Genomic DNA, 16,287 nt, shown 5'->3' with positions numbered 1-16,287 from the left:
TTTTTAAACTTGTATAAAACCCTGTGCACTCTAAAACAAAATCCACATCATCATTTTTCACCCAAGGAATTTTGGCCGCATCAGTTTGTGAATAGACATGATAGGACTTGCCGTCCACAATCAGCGCGTCCTGTGTGGCATTGACTTCGGCCTGCAAGGTGCCATGTGTAGAGTCGTATTTGAGCAAATGAGCTAACATTTGAGGGCTCGTTAAATCATTGATTGCGACGACTTCTATGGTACTATCATCTTGTAGTTCTAGAATCCTTCTGAAAGCTAATCTTCCAATTCTGCCAAATCCATTGATTCCAATTTTAACTGTCATAAAATGACCTCCTAAGAATGTTATAATATTTTGAACATTTTTATCATAACGGGATATTTAAAACAGAGGAAGAGCTCAATTATCGTAGGATTGATGATCCCAGTTTGGCAGATTTTTTAAAATTGCGTATAACGGTTGGTACTTAGTAAGTGAAAGGAAAAGATACAAATGAATGAAAAACCTTTGGGACATTTTTTTCGATATAAACGAAGTACAGCTAATTTGAAAGATTATGGAATTGTTCAAGATACGCATCGACGGGCAAGTGGACTTACTCGCGAAGAGGTGGCCGAAAGAGCAAATTTAAGTACGGATTGGTACGTAAGAATTGAACAAGGAAGAACGGGCGTAAATCCATCAGTTGAAGTTTTAGAGGCATTGTGTGAAGTTTTGCGATTAAATGACGCCGAAATTAACTATGTATTTAATTTGGTTGAAAAAAAGTTACCTCCCGAATTGAACCATATCCCGGATATTAGCGGTGATTTTGTAAGGTTATTAAATTTTCAAAATCCGTATCCAGCATTTATTATGGATCGCAACTTTATCATTCAAAAAACGAATCGTGCATTTGTGGAACTATATGGAAAGCTGGATAGCAAGTCAAAAATTCAACGAAATCTTCTTTGGCAGACATTTAAGAATCCTGTTTTGCGAGATTTATTTAGTGATTGGAATGAATATGCAGCTAAAAGAGTTGTTCAATTTCGACAACTCTATAGTGAAAATCCCAATTCATCATATTTGTATAAAATCTACGAAATGATTAGGGATGAACCTGGATTCTCTCAACCTTGGGAGCAGCTCGATGTACTAGACATGCAAACGTTACGTCTGTTACTTAAAAAGCCGCGAGTGGGCGAGTTATACCTTACCGAAACAACTTTAATTTCGTCTACAAAAACTCATTTTCTGGTTATTCAGAGTGCAGCGGATCAAGTCACCGAAGAAAAACTGAGACAGTTGTGCCAAAATGGCTAGTTTTATTAGATTGTTACAATAATTAAGTTTGAATGAACCTTGTTCACATATTGACAAGCAAAAATATTGGGTTATGCTTATTTTTAATTCTATTTAGATTGAAGTGACCAAGATGCTAAAGATTCGTAAAATTCAACCAAGTGATAATCAAGCAATAAAAAAAATTATTCAAGATTGTTTACGTGATGTGCAACTTAATATACCTGGAACCGCCTATTTTGATCCGCAACTAGATTCACTGGCCGAATACTATGAAAAACTACCTCATGGCATCTATTGGGTAGTCATTGATGATACCAATAAAGAAGTTGTCGGAGGCTGTGGTGTGGGTCCGGTACCCGGTCAGCCAGGAGTTTGTGAATTGCAAAAACTATATTTAAAACCAGAGGCTCGTGGGCATGGGCTCGCCAAAATCCTTTTACAAAAATCAATTACGTTTGCGCAGGAAAGCTACCAAAAAATGTATGTAGTTACAGATACAAAATTGGCAGTGGCAAATATTTTATATCAACATGCGGGATTTACAAAGCTGGCTAAACCGTTAGCCGGGGATGAACATCTAGCCTGTGATGCTCAGTATATAAAAAGCATTTAAATTGCTTAAATAAGAATTTAATGAGAAAAGGTTAAAAAAAGATTGACTTTTGAAAAGATAGCGTTAGGATAATACTTAATATTATAAAAACGAATAGATGAGTAAATCAGTTGATGTGTTTAGAGAGTCGTTGTGTGGTGGAAAACGATGGCAGAAGCCGATGGAAGATGGTCTAATTTCAAATTCGTTGGTAGAGCAAGATTGTAAGGCTAGCGCGGGAACTCCCGTTATTGAGTTAGGGTATAATTTTGATTGTACCTGATGAGGAGTAGCTCGTGAGAAATGCTCAAATAAAGGTGGTACCGCGGGAAAAAGCACATTTCCGTCCTTAATCTAGAAATAGATGAGGATGGATGTGTGCTTTTTTGATTGGAGGAATTTTAAAATGACAGGCTTTAATACAAATTTGGTTCACGGTGAAACAATTCAAGATAATCAGACAGGGGCTGTTAATATCCCAATTTATAATTCGTCGACCTATGCTTATCCAAGTGCGACTAGTAAGGTACGTTGGGATTATGAACGTTCCGGTAATCCGACTCGTGAATACTTGGAGAAACAGATGACACGGTTAGAGGAAGGAAAGAATGGTTTTGCATTTGCATCTGGGATGGCTGCGATTCATGCTGCTTTGGCCATTTTTAAACCGGGAGATCACATTTTAGTTGGCAATCAAATTTATGGTGGTACGTATCGAATTTTAAATCAGTATTTTAAAGAGCGCGGAATTAGTTTTTCAGTTGTGGACACCACCAAATTAGAAACGATTGAACCCGCCATTCAAACTAATACAAAAGCCATATACTTTGAGCCGATTACCAATCCACTTTTGCATGTATCTAGTGTAAAATCGGTGGCAAAAATTGCAAAACAGCATCACTTATTGACGATCGTTGACAACACCTTTTTAACACCTTATTTACAAAAACCGTTAACTTTAGGTGCTGATATTGTTGTGCATTCCGCAACCAAATATTTAGGTGGACATTCAGATGTGATTGCTGGTCTTGTAGTGACAAATAGTGAAACGTTAGGCAAGCAAATTTACTTTATCCAAAATGCGCTTGGCGGCGTTCTTTCGCCAGAAAGTGCCAATCTCATTCGACGAGGCATTCAAACATTATCAGTCCGAATGGATCGACAACAACAAAATGCGTTTGAGATTATTAATTTTCTTGAAAAACGTCCAGAAGTGACAAAAATTTATTATCCCGGTATTAAAGGTACAAAAGATTATTTAATTGCTTCGGATGAATTAAATGGATTTGGTGGTGTTTTGTCCTTCGAGCTTGGTGAAAACGTGGATGCAATTGCGTTTGTCAACCATCTTCGGTTAATCCGATTAGCAGTTAGTTTAGGAGCAGTTGAAAGTTTGGCAGAATTACCGTACGAAATGAGTCACGCGGAGTTACCACCAGCAGAACGATTGAAGGCGGGAATCAGTCCCCAGCTCATTAGACTCGCGGTCGGCATCGAAGACAGTCAAGATTTAATCGCAGATTTACAACAAGCCATCGAGGTGGCTGTTAAGCCCAGTGGATTAAATCAAAGTAATGAAAGAAACGCATAGTAGGAGGATGAAATAATGACAGAAAATAAATTTGATACACTTAGGATTCACGCTGGATATGATCCTAAAGACCATCGTTTTGCATCGTCAGTGCCAATTTATCAAACAGCGGCGTTTGGCCTCGAAAATACAGCTATGGCTGATAAAATTGTAACTGGTAAACTCGCTGGTCGGTATGATTATTCGCGGGATGGCAATCCAACTGTTCGCGTGTTTGAAGAACGTATTGCAGCGTTAGATGGTGGGATAGATGCTGTGGCTGTTGGTTCAGGAATGGCAGCTATTTCATATACCATTTTAAACGTGGCCGAAAATGGGGGTCGCATTATTGCGCCACGTAATATATATGGTTCTAGTCTTGATGAATTTCGCACATTTTTCCCAAAATTTGGGATCAATTTTGATTTTGTGGATGATATCAATGATTTTCAAGCCGTTCAAAGTTTAATTGAGAAAGATACTAAAGCAATCTATGTTGAAAGTGTAGCTAACCCCAGTACGGAGATTGCTGATTTAGAAAAATTAGCCGAGATTGCACACGCGGCAAAAATTCCGTTGATTGTGGATAATACTTTTCCAACCCCCTATCTGTTGAGACCCTTTGAACATGGCGCTGACATCACAGTATACTCATCTACCAAAGGAATCAATGGTCACGGAAATGTGATTTCGGGTTTAGTGGTGGATCATGGTACGTTCGATTGGGATAGTCCCAAGTTCCCTCAATTTAGTGAAACGGAATTCACATTAGGGGATGAAGACTTGCATACGCAGGAAAGTTTTGTCAGCAAATTTGGCAAACAAGCCTTTATTCGTCGAATTCGGATGAAATATTTGCGATTGCTTGGAGCAGTATTAGAACCGGTTGATGCCTACTTAATCTTATTGGGCCTTGAAACGATCTCAGAACGTTTAGATCGGGAAGTGGCAAGTGCCACAAAAATTGCTCAGTTCTTAACGGAAAACGAACATGTCAAAAAAGTTTTTTATTCAGGTATTGAAAAAGGAAATCCGTTAGTCAAAAAATATTTTCCCAAGGGTGTTGGTGGCATCTTATCGTTTGAATTAAAAGGAAATTCAAAAAATGTCGCAACTTTAATTGATAATGTGCGTGTTTTTAGTTATTTACCAAACATTGGTGATTCACGATCATTAATTGTGAATCCTACGCGGACAACGCATCGAGAGGTGCCAGCGGAAATTCGTGAATCTCAGGGTCTAAATGACCAAGTTTTACGGTTATCAATTGGCCTTGAAGACGTTGATGATTTGATTGGTGATTTGAAACAGGCAATTAAAGTTGCCTTTTAATAGAAACAGAATGAAAGAATTCCAACTGCGAATTCTTTTTTGCTTTTACAGTGTTTTTAGATAGAAATGATAGCGTGTGCATGAAAATGACTGATGTTTAAAGGGGTTTGAAACAGCGGTATTTAAAATATAGATAGTCTCTTTAATGAGTCAATTTGAAACACTTGCCAAAAACACCGTTATTTACTATACTAGATAAGGTTTTACTAACAATAAAAATTCATTATATAGAAAAGAGGAGTTTGGAAATGTCAGGACATTCTAAATGGCACAATATTCAGGGTCGTAAAAACGCTCAGGATGCTAAACGTGGAAAGATCTTCCAAAGAATTTCACGTGAAATTTATATGGCAGTCAAAGCTGGGGGTCCTGACCCTTCTGGTAACCCTCAGTTACGTCTGATGATGGATAAGGCACGTGCCGCAAACATGCCTAAGGACAACATTAAACGTGCTGTCGATAAAGGTTCTGGTGTTGGTGGTGCAGCATACGAAGAAATCAATTATGAGGGATATGGCCCCGGTGGTACTGCAATTATCGTCGAAGCATTAACTGATAATAAGAACCGAACTGCAGCTGCTATTCGTTCAGCATTTACGCATCATGGCGGTGCATTAGGTGCAAGCGGTTCAGTATCATACATGTTTGATCGGAAGGGTTATATTGTCATTTCTCGGGAAGACGATGACACTGACGAAGATACTATGATGATGGATGCTTTGGATGCTGGTGCCGATGACATTCAGACTTCTGATGATGCTTTTGAAATCTATACAGATCCTAAGTCATTGGCCGAAGTTCGTGATGCATTGGAAAAAGCTGGTTATAAGTTGGCAACAGCTGAGTTAACCATGATTCCTGAAAATGAAACGCCAGTACCAGAAGATAAAATTAGCCAATATCAAGGTTTGATTGATGAATTGGAAGATAATGATGATGTTTCTGAAGTTTATGAAGCTGCAGAAATGCCAGAAGAGTAATTAAATAGACAAGTATTAAATCAAGTTCGTTAAGAACTTGATTTTTTTTGTGTTTAAATAAATATATTTCGTTTTTTTACGTATCTTATCTTTGTGGGGGAGGTAGGAAAATGAAATTAGAAGATTATGTAGAAAAATTTATGTCAACCTGTGTCAAAAATCGGGCGACTGACTTGTATCTTTTGCCTAAATTAGATGACTATCAGGTGATGTATAAAAAATTAAATCGGTGTCATTTAATACAAGAAGTGCCGCAACAAGTGGGTGAACAATTAATCGCATTTTTTAAGTTTCAAGCAGATATGGCCCTCAGTGAAAAACGACGACCACAGACAGGTGCTTATTATTGGCATCAAGAAGACGGCAAAGTGGTTCATCTAAGATTGTCAACGGTGGGTGATTTTCTCAACCGTGAATCATTAGTTATTCGGTTCATTTATCCAATTTCAGAGGCGCATATTCAACACTTAGATCCGCCACAGTGGCATGAATTGATTGAACTGACTAATAAAAGGGGACTTTTATTGTTTTCGGGTCCAATGGGATCGGGTAAGACGACTTCCATTTACCAACTTGCCAGATATTTGGCCAAAGAAAAAGTGGTGATGACCATTGAAGATCCGGTAGAAATTTTTGAGAAGGACTTTTTACAGTTGCAGGTTAATACAAGAGCCAAGATGAACTATGAGCAATTATTAAAAGTAGGGTTAAGACATCGTCCGGATATTTTCATTATTGGTGAAATTCGGGATAATCATACTGCTAATGTTGCCGTTAAAGCGGCTTTAAGTGGTCATTTAGTTTTAAGTACGGTCCATGCGCAAAATGTATTTGGGGTCATTAGGCGATTAAAACAGTTTGACGTTGATCCAGAGATGCTTCAACAAGCCTTGTGTGGCGTTGCTTATCAACGTTTAATCCCTACAAAAGATGATGAAGTCGCAGCACTGTTTGATATTATGCAGGGAAAGCAGCTCCAGACAGCTTTTCGGGAAATACCTGAAAATAAAATGACGGCAAATTGGGGGAATTGTCTTGCAAGAGAGTATCAAAAAAGTCGAATTTCTGAAGAAACCTTGGTTGAATATCAAGAAGGATAAGTTTTCCACTAAAGTTCAAGCTAGATTTTTTACCCTATTGTCAGATTTATTGGCGGTTGGATTTAGTTTGCGAGAATCCTTAAATTTTATCAAGATTGTAATTCCAACCAAAAAGCGACAAATATCAAAAATGGTTCAGTTACTTGAAAAGGGAGGGGCATTTTCGGATGCAATAAAGCCATTTTTAAAAGAGGATATTTACTATCAAATTTTGATTGCTGAAAAACATGGTGAATTGGCTGAGAGTTTGAAAACGTTAGGATCTTATTTAGACACAAAACATGATCATCAATCTAAGTTGTTGCAGCTGTTAGAATATCCGATTCTACTATTGCTGTTTTTAGGGATGTTGATGGTGGGCATGAAGATTTACATTTTTCCTGAACTAAACATGTGGAATACGGCGACACGGGTACATGTTATTAAAAATTCTACTGTGATCATTCTATTAATTATGGTGGGGATTATCACCTTGGTTTTCCTCATGGTCAAAAAGTTTTGGCAACAGCCAGTTGTGCAGAGGGTGGAAGTAATTTGTCGGATCCCAATTGTTGGGAAAGTTTATCAAAGTTATTGTCATTATTACCTTTCTCTCAATTTAGCAATGTTGTTAAAAAGTGGGTTGGGTATAAAAAGTATTTGTAATATGTTAGAGAATTTCTCGAAGACATCTTTACTGCATCAAATTGGCAAGGCTTTGGAGAAACAGCTTTTAGAAGGTGAGCAAACTCGTTTATTTATTAATCGCTATCCGTTTATCCCACAAGAGTTAAACGTGATGCTCAACAAGGGAAATACGACCGAGGCTTTAGGAAAAGAATTAGTGATGTTTTCGAAAATTAAGTATCAAAAATTAACCAAACAAATTGAAAGATTGATTGGTTTAATTCAGCCCATGATGTTTCTTTTAATTGGGGTTGTGATTGTGTTTATGTATTTAAGCTTGTTATTACCGATGTACCACTCAATGGAGGGAGTATACAAATGAAAAAATTACGAAAAAATAAATCTGGTTTTACTTTGATTGAAATGACGGTAGTTCTTTTCATCATTTCTCTCTTAATATTAATTGTGTTACCAAATATTGCACAACAGAGAAGCAATGCAAAAACAATCCATGGAAATGCAATGGTGGAGGTTGTGCAAACTCAAATTGATTTGTATGAAAATGAGCATCAAAAATTACCAACTTCACTTGATGAACTGGAAGAAGGCGGTTATTTAACTGAAAAACAAGTAAGTCAGGCCGAAGAAAATCACATTTCCATTAAAGACAATAAAGCTGTGAAGTAGTGAAGAATGTGCAAAATAAAAAATGGGTTTACTTTGGTTGAAACTTTGGTGGTGTTAACGATTGTGACACTTTTACTTTCGATTGGTCATTTTACTTTAAAAAGAGTGATGGCTCAACAGCAAGAAAAACAATTCTGGGCAAAATTTGATGATGATTGGAAAAAATATGAACAATTTGCTAATTTCGAAGGGGTGGTCACGTATATTTCGTTTGATAAAACTCGAAGAAAAGTAAAATTTACGCCACTTAAAGCTTTTGAAAAAGAGAATAGTGAGATTGAATTACCTAAAACTTTAAGTCTGTTTACTAATCAAGAGGTAAAAATTGGTAGTAATGGGTATGTCAAGCCTCAGACGATTGGCTTTCAATCTGAAGCAAATAAATGCACGTATCGTTTGAGGATTCAATTAGGTTGGGGAGTCTATCATGTTAGCAAAGAATAAAAAAGGTTTTATTTTAAGTGAGGCGTTGGTTGCTTTGGGTCTGGTAAGCATTTCGTTAATATTAATCCACAGTTGTGTTCAAAATGAGCGAAAAACGGAGATGCGGTTAAATAAACAAGTTACAATTAGTCGCAAACTGCTGGATGGAAGTCGGCGTTTGAAAGCAAACAAATCACAGTCGGTTTCTTTACCAGATAGCAAGTTTATATTTACGAAAAGCTCGATAACGTTAAGTGATCAAAATCAGGGTGTTTTAAGGAAAATAGAAATTGAATAAAAAATCTGGATTTACATTGATGGAAACACTCATATCGTTATTAATATTAACAATCATTTTCCACCTTATTTCTTTCAGCACTAAATTAATCAATATTCCAATTAAACAACAAAACAATTCAGCTGATTGGCAAATTCTGGTGAACGAATTGGAATCATCTAAACATCAATTTCGGTTGAAAAGTAGCAGCCATTCTTACGTAAACCTAACTAGTCTTGAAGAAAATAAAGTTTATAAGTTAGAAAAATATCAAGATCAATTGCGGTTTTCACCAGGTTATATGCCGTTGATTTCTCATGTAAATTCTGTGGATTTTGATTATCAAGAACCATTCTTGAAACTTCAAATTAAATTTGATGATGGAGAGGCAAAAAGTGATGATGTCTATATTCCAAAAGAATAAATCAGGTTATGTGTTATTGAGTGCCATCATTTTTTTGGCTATTTTGAGCGGTCTTGTTTTTCAAATTGAACAACATCAACAAGCAAATATTGCTTCTCAGGCAAAAGTAGTTGAAATGAATGATGCTCGTGTTCTTTGTAATATTTTAATTTTGCGACGAAAAGATGATTCTAAGCATAAAGGCCTAAAATCAGATATTGGCGATGTGGAAGTTTTGAATAAAAAATTTATTGTAACTTTAAAAAATCAACATTGTTACAAGTTCACTGCAAGTGATCAGCCGCTATAAATGCCCAATATCTTTATTTCGTGTTAAGATATTTGAGGAGTTTAAGTTTAGACGAGGTGAATGATTACGAATAATGAAGTAGAACAACTATTTAAAATAATTGATGAGAGTACGGAAACACTTGTAGCTGAGCTGGATACCTCCTACTTAGATGCTTTAATCGAGACGGGAAATAATCTAATTTCTGGTCAGGTTCAAGTAGAAGATGGGCGGCCAACAAAAGAGGTTAAGCGTAATTTGGAACATTTCTATGCCGAAGTGAATTTGAGCCAATTAGATAATGAGTCCATTCGGCAAGCATTACAGCTGGCCATTTTGAAAGCGGCTCAAAAAGATCATATTCAGGCAAATCATCAAATGACACCTGATACAATCGGGATGTTATTTGCCTATCTTTTGCAAGAACTGCAGGATGGCGAAGACGACATTCAGATTCTTGATCCTGCGGTCGGTACCGCTAATTTACTCACAACAGTAATGAATGATATTCATCATAATCATAAAGACCAACAAATTACTGGGATTGGAATTGATAATGATGACTCTATGTTAGCACTGGCTGGAATTAGTACGCAGTTACAACAGGTGGCAGTTAATCTTTATCATCAGGACGCATTAGATCAATTAGTTTTTAATGCAGCCAATTTTGCTGTGTCCGATTTACCGGTCGGCTATTATCCCATTGATCATCGTGTTAAAGACTATGAGACCCATAGTGACAGCGGTCATTCCTTTGTGCACCATTTATTGATTGAACAAGCAATGAATCATGTCGTGGATGGTGGTTTTGGACTGTTTTTGGTGCCTAGTAATATTTTTCAAACTGATCAGGCAGGCAAGTTATTGAATTATTTTAAAAACAAAATATTTTTACAAGGTTTTTTAAATTTGCCTAAAGACATGTTCACCAATGGTAATTTACAAAAATCAATTTTAATTTTACAAAATCAGGGTAATGGTGCAAAACAGGCCTCAAAGGTGATGCTTGGGGATTTTCCATCCTTTAAGGATCAAACAAGAATGAAAAAGTTCTTGGCTGAGATTAGACAGTGGCATCAACAAAATTTCTAATCAAAATTTTACTTAATTCCAAAAATCCTATATGATTGAGTGTAATTCTATTACATTGAAGCATGTATGGAGGAAATATGAGTGAAAATGAAGATCAAAATTTATCGAGAGGTTTAAAAAGTAGGCACGTCCAATTAATTGCCATTGGGGGGACAATTGGAACCGGGCTGTTTTTAGGAGCCGGGCAATCCATCCATCTGGCCGGTCCATCAATTTTGCTTGCTTATGCAATCACAGGAGTGATCTGTTTTTGGTTGATGAGAGCCTTAGGAGAGTTGTTACTATCTGATTTGCATTCCACTTCGTTTGTTGACTTTGTGGCAAAATATTTGGGTAAACAGGTTGGATTTGTGACGGGCTGGACCTATTGGGTATGCTGGGTCACCATTGCGATGGCTGAAATCACAGCTGCAGGACTTTATATGCATTTTTGGTTTCCTAGTTTACCGCAGTGGATACCAGGATTTGTGATTTTGTTAGTTTTACTGGCTATGAACTTAATTACGGTTGAGCTTTTTGGAGAAACCGAATTCTGGTTCTCAATAATCAAAATAACAGCAATTTTAGTCCTTATCATAACAGGAATTGTGCTTGTATTAATTCATTATAAGACCTCAGTTGGACATGCCTCATTAACGAATTTAGTGGCTTTTGGCGGAATTTTTCCAAAGGGGCTAAAGGGATTTGTTCTTTCTTTCCAGATGGTGGTTTTTGCTTTCGTTGGTGTCGAAATGGTAGGTATGACTGCTGCAGAGACTCAGGATCCTAATAATGTTATTCCAGAGGCAATTAATGATATTCCAATGAGAATCGGATTGTTTTATGTTGGTGCGTTGTTCTTTCTTATGGCAATTTTTCCATGGAAATATGTTTCACCAACATCAAGCCCGTTTGTGCAAGTCTTTCAAAATGTCGGAATTACAGGAGCAGCCGCAATTATTAATTTTGTGGTTCTCACAGCAGCTGCCTCCGCTTGCAATAGTGCTCTTTTCACAACAGGGAGAATGTTGTTTTCACTTAGTTACAACCGTAAGTCGAAACTTGCAAAGAAATTGGGGAAATTATCGCGGACACAAGTACCAGCTAATGCAATTTTGATGTCTGCTTTAGTCATTGCTTTAGCAGTAATTTTAAATATTTTTATGCCTGGCCAAGTTTTTACTTTTGTTTCAAGTGTGGCGACAACCTGTTTTTTGTTTATCTGGGGATCGATTGTCTTAACCCACTTAAAATATCGTCAACAGTTATCCAAGACAAGTCAAAAACCTGAAAAGTTTCGGATGCCTTGGTATCCATATAGTGATTATCTAGTTTTAGCTTTTCTTATTTTTGTTGGTTTTGTACTGGTGTTGAAACTAGATACGTTGATTGCTTTAATTGGGTCTGTCCTCTGGTTTGTAGTTTTGAATTTGATTTATCTAGTGCAGATGAAAAAGAATTCTGGAACAAAATAATTATTTTATGTAAGAAGCTGTGGAAAAAATTCCGCAGTTTTTTAATTTGCAAATTTTAATATCTAAAAATAAAACGAGTTGTTTATCAAATTTCAAGGATGGCAATATGTGAATACATAAAAGTATTTACAGATCTTTAACCAAGTAGTCATGAAAATAAGAAAGAATTCTGTATAAAATGCGCTATGGTGTTATATACTAGATATCGAGAGAATTAAGAATGAGGGATGAAGTTGAAATTTTTCACGGCAGACACACACTTTTTTCATAAAGATTTATTAGGTAATAATGCTTTTGCACCACGACCATTTCCATCAGTTGAGGTGATGAATCAAACAATTATTGATAATTGGAATGCACGTGTAAAACCAACGGATACGGTTTATCACTTGGGGGATATTGCTTTATATTTTACTCATCCAGCTAGTTTATCAAACGAGGCAGTTTACAACGTGTTAAAAGCCTTAAATGGTAATCTGATCTTAATTAAGGGTAATCATGATAGTCGCGCTTTTTTTAAGTATTTAAAGAAACGTAATTTTGAAGTAAATGGGAAGCCCAAATTTGAATTTCATGATGTTGGTGCGGTGATTAAAATGAATCATCGTCAGTTGTATATGACACATTATCCAATGATGATGGGCATTGTGAAGCAAATTATTAATTTACATGGACATATTCATCACTACAGCGTGAATGTTAAAGAAAATTTGAATGTTGGTATAGACACTCCGGAAAAAGATTATTTAAACTATAAAATTCCGTTTGGAGCACCATTTTCAGAAGCTGACATTGAACAAATGATCAAAGGAAAAAGAGAAGATTTTGCAAAGCGAGGATAAAAAGGAGGCGTTTTAATGGCAACTACTCAAAATAAAGATACTGAGAATGTAGAATCGAAGCGACGCCCAGTAATCAACACAGTTGATCTACTGGATAATAAAAACATTTTAATTAATGGTCATCAATATCAGCTGATTAGCAATGATCGTGACGCATTTGATCGTGAACAATTGGCTGAACGGTTTAGTCCAGTTTTAAGCAAATATGACTTTATCGTTGGTGATATCGGTTATGAACAGTTGCGCTTGAAGGGATTTTACAGCAATCAAGATCGAAACGCTAAGGATAATGAAAAGCAAGGCGCGATTCAAGACTATTTGCTAGAATTTTGTAATTTTGGTTGTGCCTACTTTATTTTAAAGAACTTGAGTGTAAACAAGCCTGCTAAAAAACGTAGCTTAAAAACTAGGACTGTTAGCGAAAAAAAGAAGGAATCTCCTCATAAGGGCAAAAGAAACAATAAACGTGTTAGTAAGTTCAAAGAAAAACCGTTTATACAGGAGAAAACTACTAAGGAAAAGGCAGTTCCGGTTAATCAACGGAAGAATAAAATTACAGAAGTTCATAAACGTGGTAAACGTTCATTTACAATAAGAGAGACAAGATGAGGAAGATTAGATGATTTCAGATTATAAAGGATATTTAATTGATTTAGATGGTACCATTTATCGGGGCAGAGACCAAATTCCTGCTGCGGCCCGTTTTATTAAACGATTACAGGACACACACACGGATTTTTTGTTTGTGACTAACAACACGACACAGTTGCCTGATGAGGTTGCAAAAAACTTACGCGAAAATCACAATATTAATGTTACTGCTGATGAAGTCTATACAGCGGGGTTGGCAACAGCAGATTATTTAGATGGTATAGCTGGGGGTAAGCGCAAGGTTTATGTAATTGGTGAACTCGGTTTAAAGCAGGCATTATTAAATAGAAATTTTGAATTTGATGAGACGAATCCAGATTGGGTTGTTGTCGGCTTGGATTATGACGTGACTTACCATAAGTTTGAGTTAGCAACATTGGCCATAAAACGGGGTGCAACTTTTATTGGAACGAATGCAGATACCAACTTACCCAATGAGCGTGGTTTGGTGCCTGGAGCGGGTTCATTGATTGGCTTTGTTGAACGTTCTACACAACAGAGGGCTACATATATTGGGAAACCAGAAACAATTATCATGCAAAAAGCGGTTAAGAAGATTGGTCTTGACAAAGATGACGTTGTGATGGTTGGTGATAATTATATGACTGATATTTCTGCTGGAATTAATTTTGGTATTGACACTTTGTTGGTCTACACTGGGGTTTCAACTCGAGAATTTGTGGCAAAGCAAGAAATTCAGCCTACACACATAATTAATTCGTTTGATGAATGGAAGTAGTTACTATGCGAATGCGAAGGATTGGACAGTGGATCGGGTTTCATTTTTTTGGAATTTCTTTAGCCATTTTTTTGGTTATTAATTGTACTTTTCTATATTCGTGGTCGTTAAAATGGTATAACGTTCAAACTGCGGTAAGTTTATCTCACAAAGAGATCATGCATAATTATCATCAACTGATAGCCTATTTAAGTTTTCCATGGATTGAACACTTACACATGACCGATTTTCCAAGCTCAAGTACGGGATTACAACATTTTTCGGATGTTAAAAGTCTTTTTATGTTGAATGAAGGAGTTTTAATTCTTTCGGCGATTGTTTTTTTCTTTTTTATTCGTGAGCTTGTTAAAACCAAAACACTGTGGCAATTAATTCGGCCTTTGCAGGTCACGGCTGTTGTGCCATTGTTTATTGGTGCAATGATGAGCATCTCATTTGATCAATTTTTTGTCATTTTTCATGAGGTTTTGTTCCGCAATAGTGATTGGACATTTGATCCTCAAAAGGATCCGGTTATTAACGTCTTACCAGAGGAGTTTTTTTTACAGTGTTTTGTTTTATTCTTTGTGTTTGTAGAAATCTTTTACCTGTTTTTTATTTGGTTGGGGAAAAGACAGATAAAAAAATAAGCCTTATTCGTTTGGTGACGAATAAAGCTTATTTTTGTTTAGACAGCTTTTTTTCTGGTTTTTAGAAAGGAAACAAGAATTGGAATAAGAGAGATAAGGATGATACCAATAACAATTACGGAAAAATGCTGTTTAACAACAGGAAAGTTTCCAAAAAAGTATCCTGCGCCACAACATAAGCTTACCCAAGTTGATGATCCCAGAATATCAAAAATGATGAATTTTTGATATCTGAAGTTACTACCACCGGCAACAAAAGGAGCAAAAGTTCGAATAATTGGCATATATCGTGCGAAAGTTATAGAGATGCTACCATAGTGATCGAAGAATTCTTTAGATTCTGCCATTTTTTGCTTGTTTATAAATTTCCCAAATATGTGGTGCTCAGTGAGTGCATTACCGACTGCACGGCCGATAAAAAAATTCGTTGAATCACCAAGGACCGCTGCAAAAAAAAGTAAAAAAACGAATATCCAAATATTTAGATGATACATACTATTTGCTGAAAGTGCAGCGGCTGCAAACAATAGAGAATCTCCAGGTAAAAAAGGTAAAATTACAGCACCGGTTTCAACAAAAATAATGGCAAACAGGATAAGATAGGTCCAATCACCAAATGTATTTACAATAGAAATTAGGTGCGCATCAATGTGTAAAACAAAATCAATCAGAAAAGACACAGTATTCCTCCGTACTTTATATTATTAGTGTTTAAAGTTTTTAAAAGCACAAGTATTGTATCATACTTCTGGTTTCGCTAAAATGAATATTGACATAAAATTTTGGGAGGTGCGAATTTGCTTAAAACGGGTGATGTTATTGAAGGTACAATTACAGGGGTTCAGGCATACGGCCTTTTTGTTGAAAATAAAAAAATATCTTTTACAGGGTTGCTTCACATTTCTGAATGTAGTGACGAGTATATTGAAAGTCTTTCTTCAATTTATAAAGTAGGTCAGGTGGTTTCTTGCGTGATTGTGGATATAGATCCTGCAAATCAACATGTGAGTTTATCAATAAAGGCGTTGAATCAAAAAAATAATATGCATAATAAGCCGATTCCTGCAGTGGTACACGCTTATCACAAATTTTATTGGACAAGTAATGATGATGAAATTGGGTTTAGAAGTATTAGTGACAACCTACCTGAATGGAAGGCGGCCGCTAAGAGAACCTATGGGATTAGTTGAGATGATCTGTAAGTTTTGTGAGTTGATTTTTTAAAAGGACTTGACCAAGTAAAGTTTTCTTGGTATTATGTTAAAGGTCGTTTTGAACGAGGAAAGTTAATTTTAAGTATTGAAAAAAGTTTGTTGACTTTTAGAATTTGAAA

The 16,287-nt window shown here is 36.3% G+C and carries 22 protein-coding genes; 19 read left to right on the top strand and 3 right to left on the bottom strand.

All coding sequences use genetic code 11. From position 1 onward, the window contains the following. Positions 1-325, bottom strand: a 325-nt coding sequence (locus tag PPA04_RS08040; RefSeq protein ID WP_280530881.1) for a glyceraldehyde 3-phosphate dehydrogenase NAD-binding domain-containing protein, incomplete at its 3' end; no start/stop codon positions are given. A gap of 168 nt (positions 326-493) precedes the next feature. Here PPA04_RS08040 and PPA04_RS08035 point away from each other — a divergent pair. From PPA04_RS08035 to PPA04_RS07970, 14 genes are all read left to right on the top strand, one after another. Continuing rightward, positions 494-1,306 carry a helix-turn-helix transcriptional regulator gene (locus tag PPA04_RS08035; RefSeq protein WP_057784782.1) on the top strand — a complete coding sequence of 271 codons (813 nt, stop codon included), beginning with the start codon at positions 494-496 and terminating at the stop codon, positions 1,304-1,306. Positions 1,307-1,418: 112 nt separating this feature from the next. After that, positions 1,419-1,901 (top strand): GNAT family N-acetyltransferase, encoded by a 483-nt coding sequence (locus PPA04_RS08030; protein ID WP_057784783.1) that lies wholly within the window; start codon positions 1,419-1,421, stop codon positions 1,899-1,901. A gap of 385 nt (positions 1,902-2,286) precedes the next feature. Continuing rightward, positions 2,287-3,471 (top strand): trans-sulfuration enzyme family protein, encoded by a 1,185-nt coding sequence (locus PPA04_RS08025; RefSeq protein ID WP_057784784.1) that lies wholly within the window; start codon positions 2,287-2,289, stop codon positions 3,469-3,471. A 15-nt stretch (positions 3,472-3,486) separates the two neighbouring features. Continuing rightward, positions 3,487-4,782, top strand: coding sequence for an O-acetylhomoserine aminocarboxypropyltransferase/cysteine synthase family protein (locus PPA04_RS08020; RefSeq protein WP_057784785.1), 1,296 nt, complete (start codon positions 3,487-3,489; stop codon positions 4,780-4,782). Positions 4,783-5,030: 248 nt separating this feature from the next. Beyond that, a complete protein-coding gene (locus PPA04_RS08015) occupies positions 5,031-5,762 on the top strand; it encodes a YebC/PmpR family DNA-binding transcriptional regulator (protein ID WP_057784786.1) in 732 nt (243 codons plus the stop codon). Between the two features lie 110 nt (positions 5,763-5,872). After that, the gene (gene comGA, locus PPA04_RS08010) at positions 5,873-6,862 is read left to right on the top strand and encodes a competence type IV pilus ATPase ComGA (protein ID WP_057784787.1); all 990 of its coding nucleotides are present in this window, start codon (positions 5,873-5,875) and stop codon (positions 6,860-6,862) included. After that, positions 6,798-7,850: a competence type IV pilus assembly protein ComGB gene (gene comGB / locus PPA04_RS08005; RefSeq protein ID WP_147206782.1), complete on the top strand. Its 1,053-nt coding sequence runs from the start codon at positions 6,798-6,800 to the stop codon at positions 7,848-7,850. The genes comGA and comGB overlap by 65 nt, the downstream gene beginning before the upstream one ends. After that, the gene (gene comGC / locus PPA04_RS08000) at positions 7,847-8,155 is read left to right on the top strand and encodes a competence type IV pilus major pilin ComGC (protein ID WP_057784789.1); all 309 of its coding nucleotides are present in this window, start codon (positions 7,847-7,849) and stop codon (positions 8,153-8,155) included. The genes comGB and comGC overlap by 4 nt, the downstream gene beginning before the upstream one ends. 6 nt (positions 8,156-8,161) lie before the next feature. Beyond that, positions 8,162-8,599: a competence type IV pilus minor pilin ComGD gene (gene comGD, locus PPA04_RS07995; protein ID WP_057784790.1), complete on the top strand. Its 438-nt coding sequence runs from the start codon at positions 8,162-8,164 to the stop codon at positions 8,597-8,599. After that, entirely contained in the window at positions 8,583-8,876 is a 294-nt protein-coding gene (locus PPA04_RS07990; protein WP_057784791.1) for a hypothetical protein, read from the top strand. The genes comGD and PPA04_RS07990 overlap by 17 nt, the downstream gene beginning before the upstream one ends. Continuing rightward, entirely contained in the window at positions 8,869-9,279 is a 411-nt protein-coding gene (locus tag PPA04_RS07985) for a ComGF family competence protein (protein WP_057784792.1), read from the top strand. The genes PPA04_RS07990 and PPA04_RS07985 overlap by 8 nt, the downstream gene beginning before the upstream one ends. Next, the gene (locus PPA04_RS07980) at positions 9,254-9,568 is read left to right on the top strand and encodes a hypothetical protein (RefSeq protein ID WP_057784793.1); all 315 of its coding nucleotides are present in this window, start codon (positions 9,254-9,256) and stop codon (positions 9,566-9,568) included. Before PPA04_RS07985 ends, PPA04_RS07980 begins: the two co-directional genes overlap by 26 nt. A gap of 60 nt (positions 9,569-9,628) precedes the next feature. Further along, the gene (locus PPA04_RS07975; protein WP_057784794.1) at positions 9,629-10,639 is read left to right on the top strand and encodes a class I SAM-dependent methyltransferase; all 1,011 of its coding nucleotides are present in this window, start codon (positions 9,629-9,631) and stop codon (positions 10,637-10,639) included. A 77-nt stretch (positions 10,640-10,716) separates the two neighbouring features. Beyond that, on the top strand, positions 10,717-12,093 hold the full coding sequence (locus tag PPA04_RS07970; RefSeq protein WP_057784795.1) for an amino acid permease: 1,377 nt from the start codon (positions 10,717-10,719) through the stop codon (positions 12,091-12,093). 191 nt (positions 12,094-12,284) lie between these two features. Here PPA04_RS07970 and PPA04_RS09895 read toward each other — a convergent pair whose 3' ends face one another. Then, complete coding sequence (locus PPA04_RS09895; RefSeq protein ID WP_353744030.1) at positions 12,285-12,362, bottom strand: DUF3709 domain-containing protein; 78 nt, start codon at positions 12,360-12,362, stop codon at positions 12,285-12,287. On the opposite strand from PPA04_RS09895, the gene PPA04_RS07965 reads away from it, so the two are divergent. Genes PPA04_RS07965 through PPA04_RS07950 form a run of 4 tightly spaced genes read left to right on the top strand, consistent with a single transcriptional unit; the run spans position 12,327 to position 14,954 of the window. After that, positions 12,327-12,935, top strand: a complete 609-nt coding sequence (locus PPA04_RS07965) for a metallophosphoesterase (RefSeq protein ID WP_057784796.1) — start codon at positions 12,327-12,329, stop codon at positions 12,933-12,935. The genes PPA04_RS09895 and PPA04_RS07965 overlap by 36 nt on opposite strands. A 15-nt stretch (positions 12,936-12,950) precedes the next feature. Beyond that, the gene (locus PPA04_RS07960; RefSeq protein ID WP_057784797.1) at positions 12,951-13,544 is read left to right on the top strand and encodes a YutD family protein; all 594 of its coding nucleotides are present in this window, start codon (positions 12,951-12,953) and stop codon (positions 13,542-13,544) included. Positions 13,545-13,554: 10 nt separating this feature from the next. Further along, positions 13,555-14,325 carry a TIGR01457 family HAD-type hydrolase gene (locus tag PPA04_RS07955; RefSeq protein WP_057784798.1) on the top strand — a complete coding sequence of 257 codons (771 nt, stop codon included), beginning with the start codon at positions 13,555-13,557 and terminating at the stop codon, positions 14,323-14,325. Positions 14,326-14,330: 5 nt separating this feature from the next. Further along, complete coding sequence (locus tag PPA04_RS07950) at positions 14,331-14,954, top strand: TIGR01906 family membrane protein (protein WP_057784799.1); 624 nt, start codon at positions 14,331-14,333, stop codon at positions 14,952-14,954. A 38-nt stretch (positions 14,955-14,992) separates the two neighbouring features. Here the strand turns inward: PPA04_RS07950 and PPA04_RS07945 are convergent, their stop codons facing one another. Then, the gene (locus PPA04_RS07945; protein WP_057784800.1) at positions 14,993-15,634 is read right to left on the bottom strand and encodes a VTT domain-containing protein; all 642 of its coding nucleotides are present in this window, start codon (positions 15,632-15,634) and stop codon (positions 14,993-14,995) included. Between the two features lie 117 nt (positions 15,635-15,751). On the opposite strand from PPA04_RS07945, the gene PPA04_RS07940 reads away from it, so the two are divergent. After that, positions 15,752-16,144, top strand: a complete 393-nt coding sequence (locus PPA04_RS07940) for a S1 RNA-binding domain-containing protein (protein WP_057784801.1) — start codon at positions 15,752-15,754, stop codon at positions 16,142-16,144. Positions 16,145-16,287 lie beyond the last annotated feature (143 nt).

It is taken from the genome of Pediococcus parvulus, from assembly GCF_007990205.1.
Taxonomy (GTDB): Bacteria; Bacillota; Bacilli; order Lactobacillales; family Lactobacillaceae; genus Pediococcus; species Pediococcus parvulus.
Note: the sequence above shows the minus strand (reverse complement) of the source record. Positions and strands in the feature narration are given on the sequence as shown.

Bases quoted from the DNA above. Each gene is read 5' to 3' on its own strand.
- PPA04_RS08035 (WP_057784782.1), top strand. From the start codon at position 494: ATGAATGAAAAACCTTTGGGACATTTTTTTCGATATAAACGAAGTACA.
- PPA04_RS08025 (WP_057784784.1), top strand. From the start codon at position 2,287: ATGACAGGCTTTAATACAAATTTGGTTCACGGTGAAACAATTCAAGAT.
- PPA04_RS07975 (WP_057784794.1), top strand. From the start codon at position 9,629: ATGATTACGAATAATGAAGTAGAACAACTATTTAAAATAATTGATGAG.
- PPA04_RS08020 (WP_057784785.1), top strand. From the start codon at position 3,487: ATGACAGAAAATAAATTTGATACACTTAGGATTCACGCTGGATATGAT.
- PPA04_RS07990 (WP_057784791.1), top strand. From the start codon at position 8,583: ATGTTAGCAAAGAATAAAAAAGGTTTTATTTTAAGTGAGGCGTTGGTT.
- PPA04_RS08030 (WP_057784783.1), top strand. From the start codon at position 1,419: ATGCTAAAGATTCGTAAAATTCAACCAAGTGATAATCAAGCAATAAAA.
- comGD (WP_057784790.1), top strand. From the start codon at position 8,162: ATGTGCAAAATAAAAAATGGGTTTACTTTGGTTGAAACTTTGGTGGTG.
- PPA04_RS07970 (WP_057784795.1), top strand. From the start codon at position 10,717: ATGAGTGAAAATGAAGATCAAAATTTATCGAGAGGTTTAAAAAGTAGG.
- PPA04_RS07950 (WP_057784799.1), top strand. From the start codon at position 14,331: ATGCGAATGCGAAGGATTGGACAGTGGATCGGGTTTCATTTTTTTGGA.
- PPA04_RS07955 (WP_057784798.1), top strand. From the start codon at position 13,555: ATGATTTCAGATTATAAAGGATATTTAATTGATTTAGATGGTACCATT.
- comGC (WP_057784789.1), top strand. From the start codon at position 7,847: ATGAAAAAATTACGAAAAAATAAATCTGGTTTTACTTTGATTGAAATG.
- comGA (WP_057784787.1), top strand. From the start codon at position 5,873: ATGAAATTAGAAGATTATGTAGAAAAATTTATGTCAACCTGTGTCAAA.
- PPA04_RS09895 (WP_353744030.1), bottom strand. From the start codon at position 12,362: ATGAAAAAAGTGTGTGTCTGCCGTGAAAAATTTCAACTTCATCCCTCA.
- PPA04_RS07980 (WP_057784793.1), top strand. From the start codon at position 9,254: ATGATGTCTATATTCCAAAAGAATAAATCAGGTTATGTGTTATTGAGT.
- PPA04_RS07960 (WP_057784797.1), top strand. From the start codon at position 12,951: ATGGCAACTACTCAAAATAAAGATACTGAGAATGTAGAATCGAAGCGA.
- PPA04_RS08015 (WP_057784786.1), top strand. From the start codon at position 5,031: ATGTCAGGACATTCTAAATGGCACAATATTCAGGGTCGTAAAAACGCT.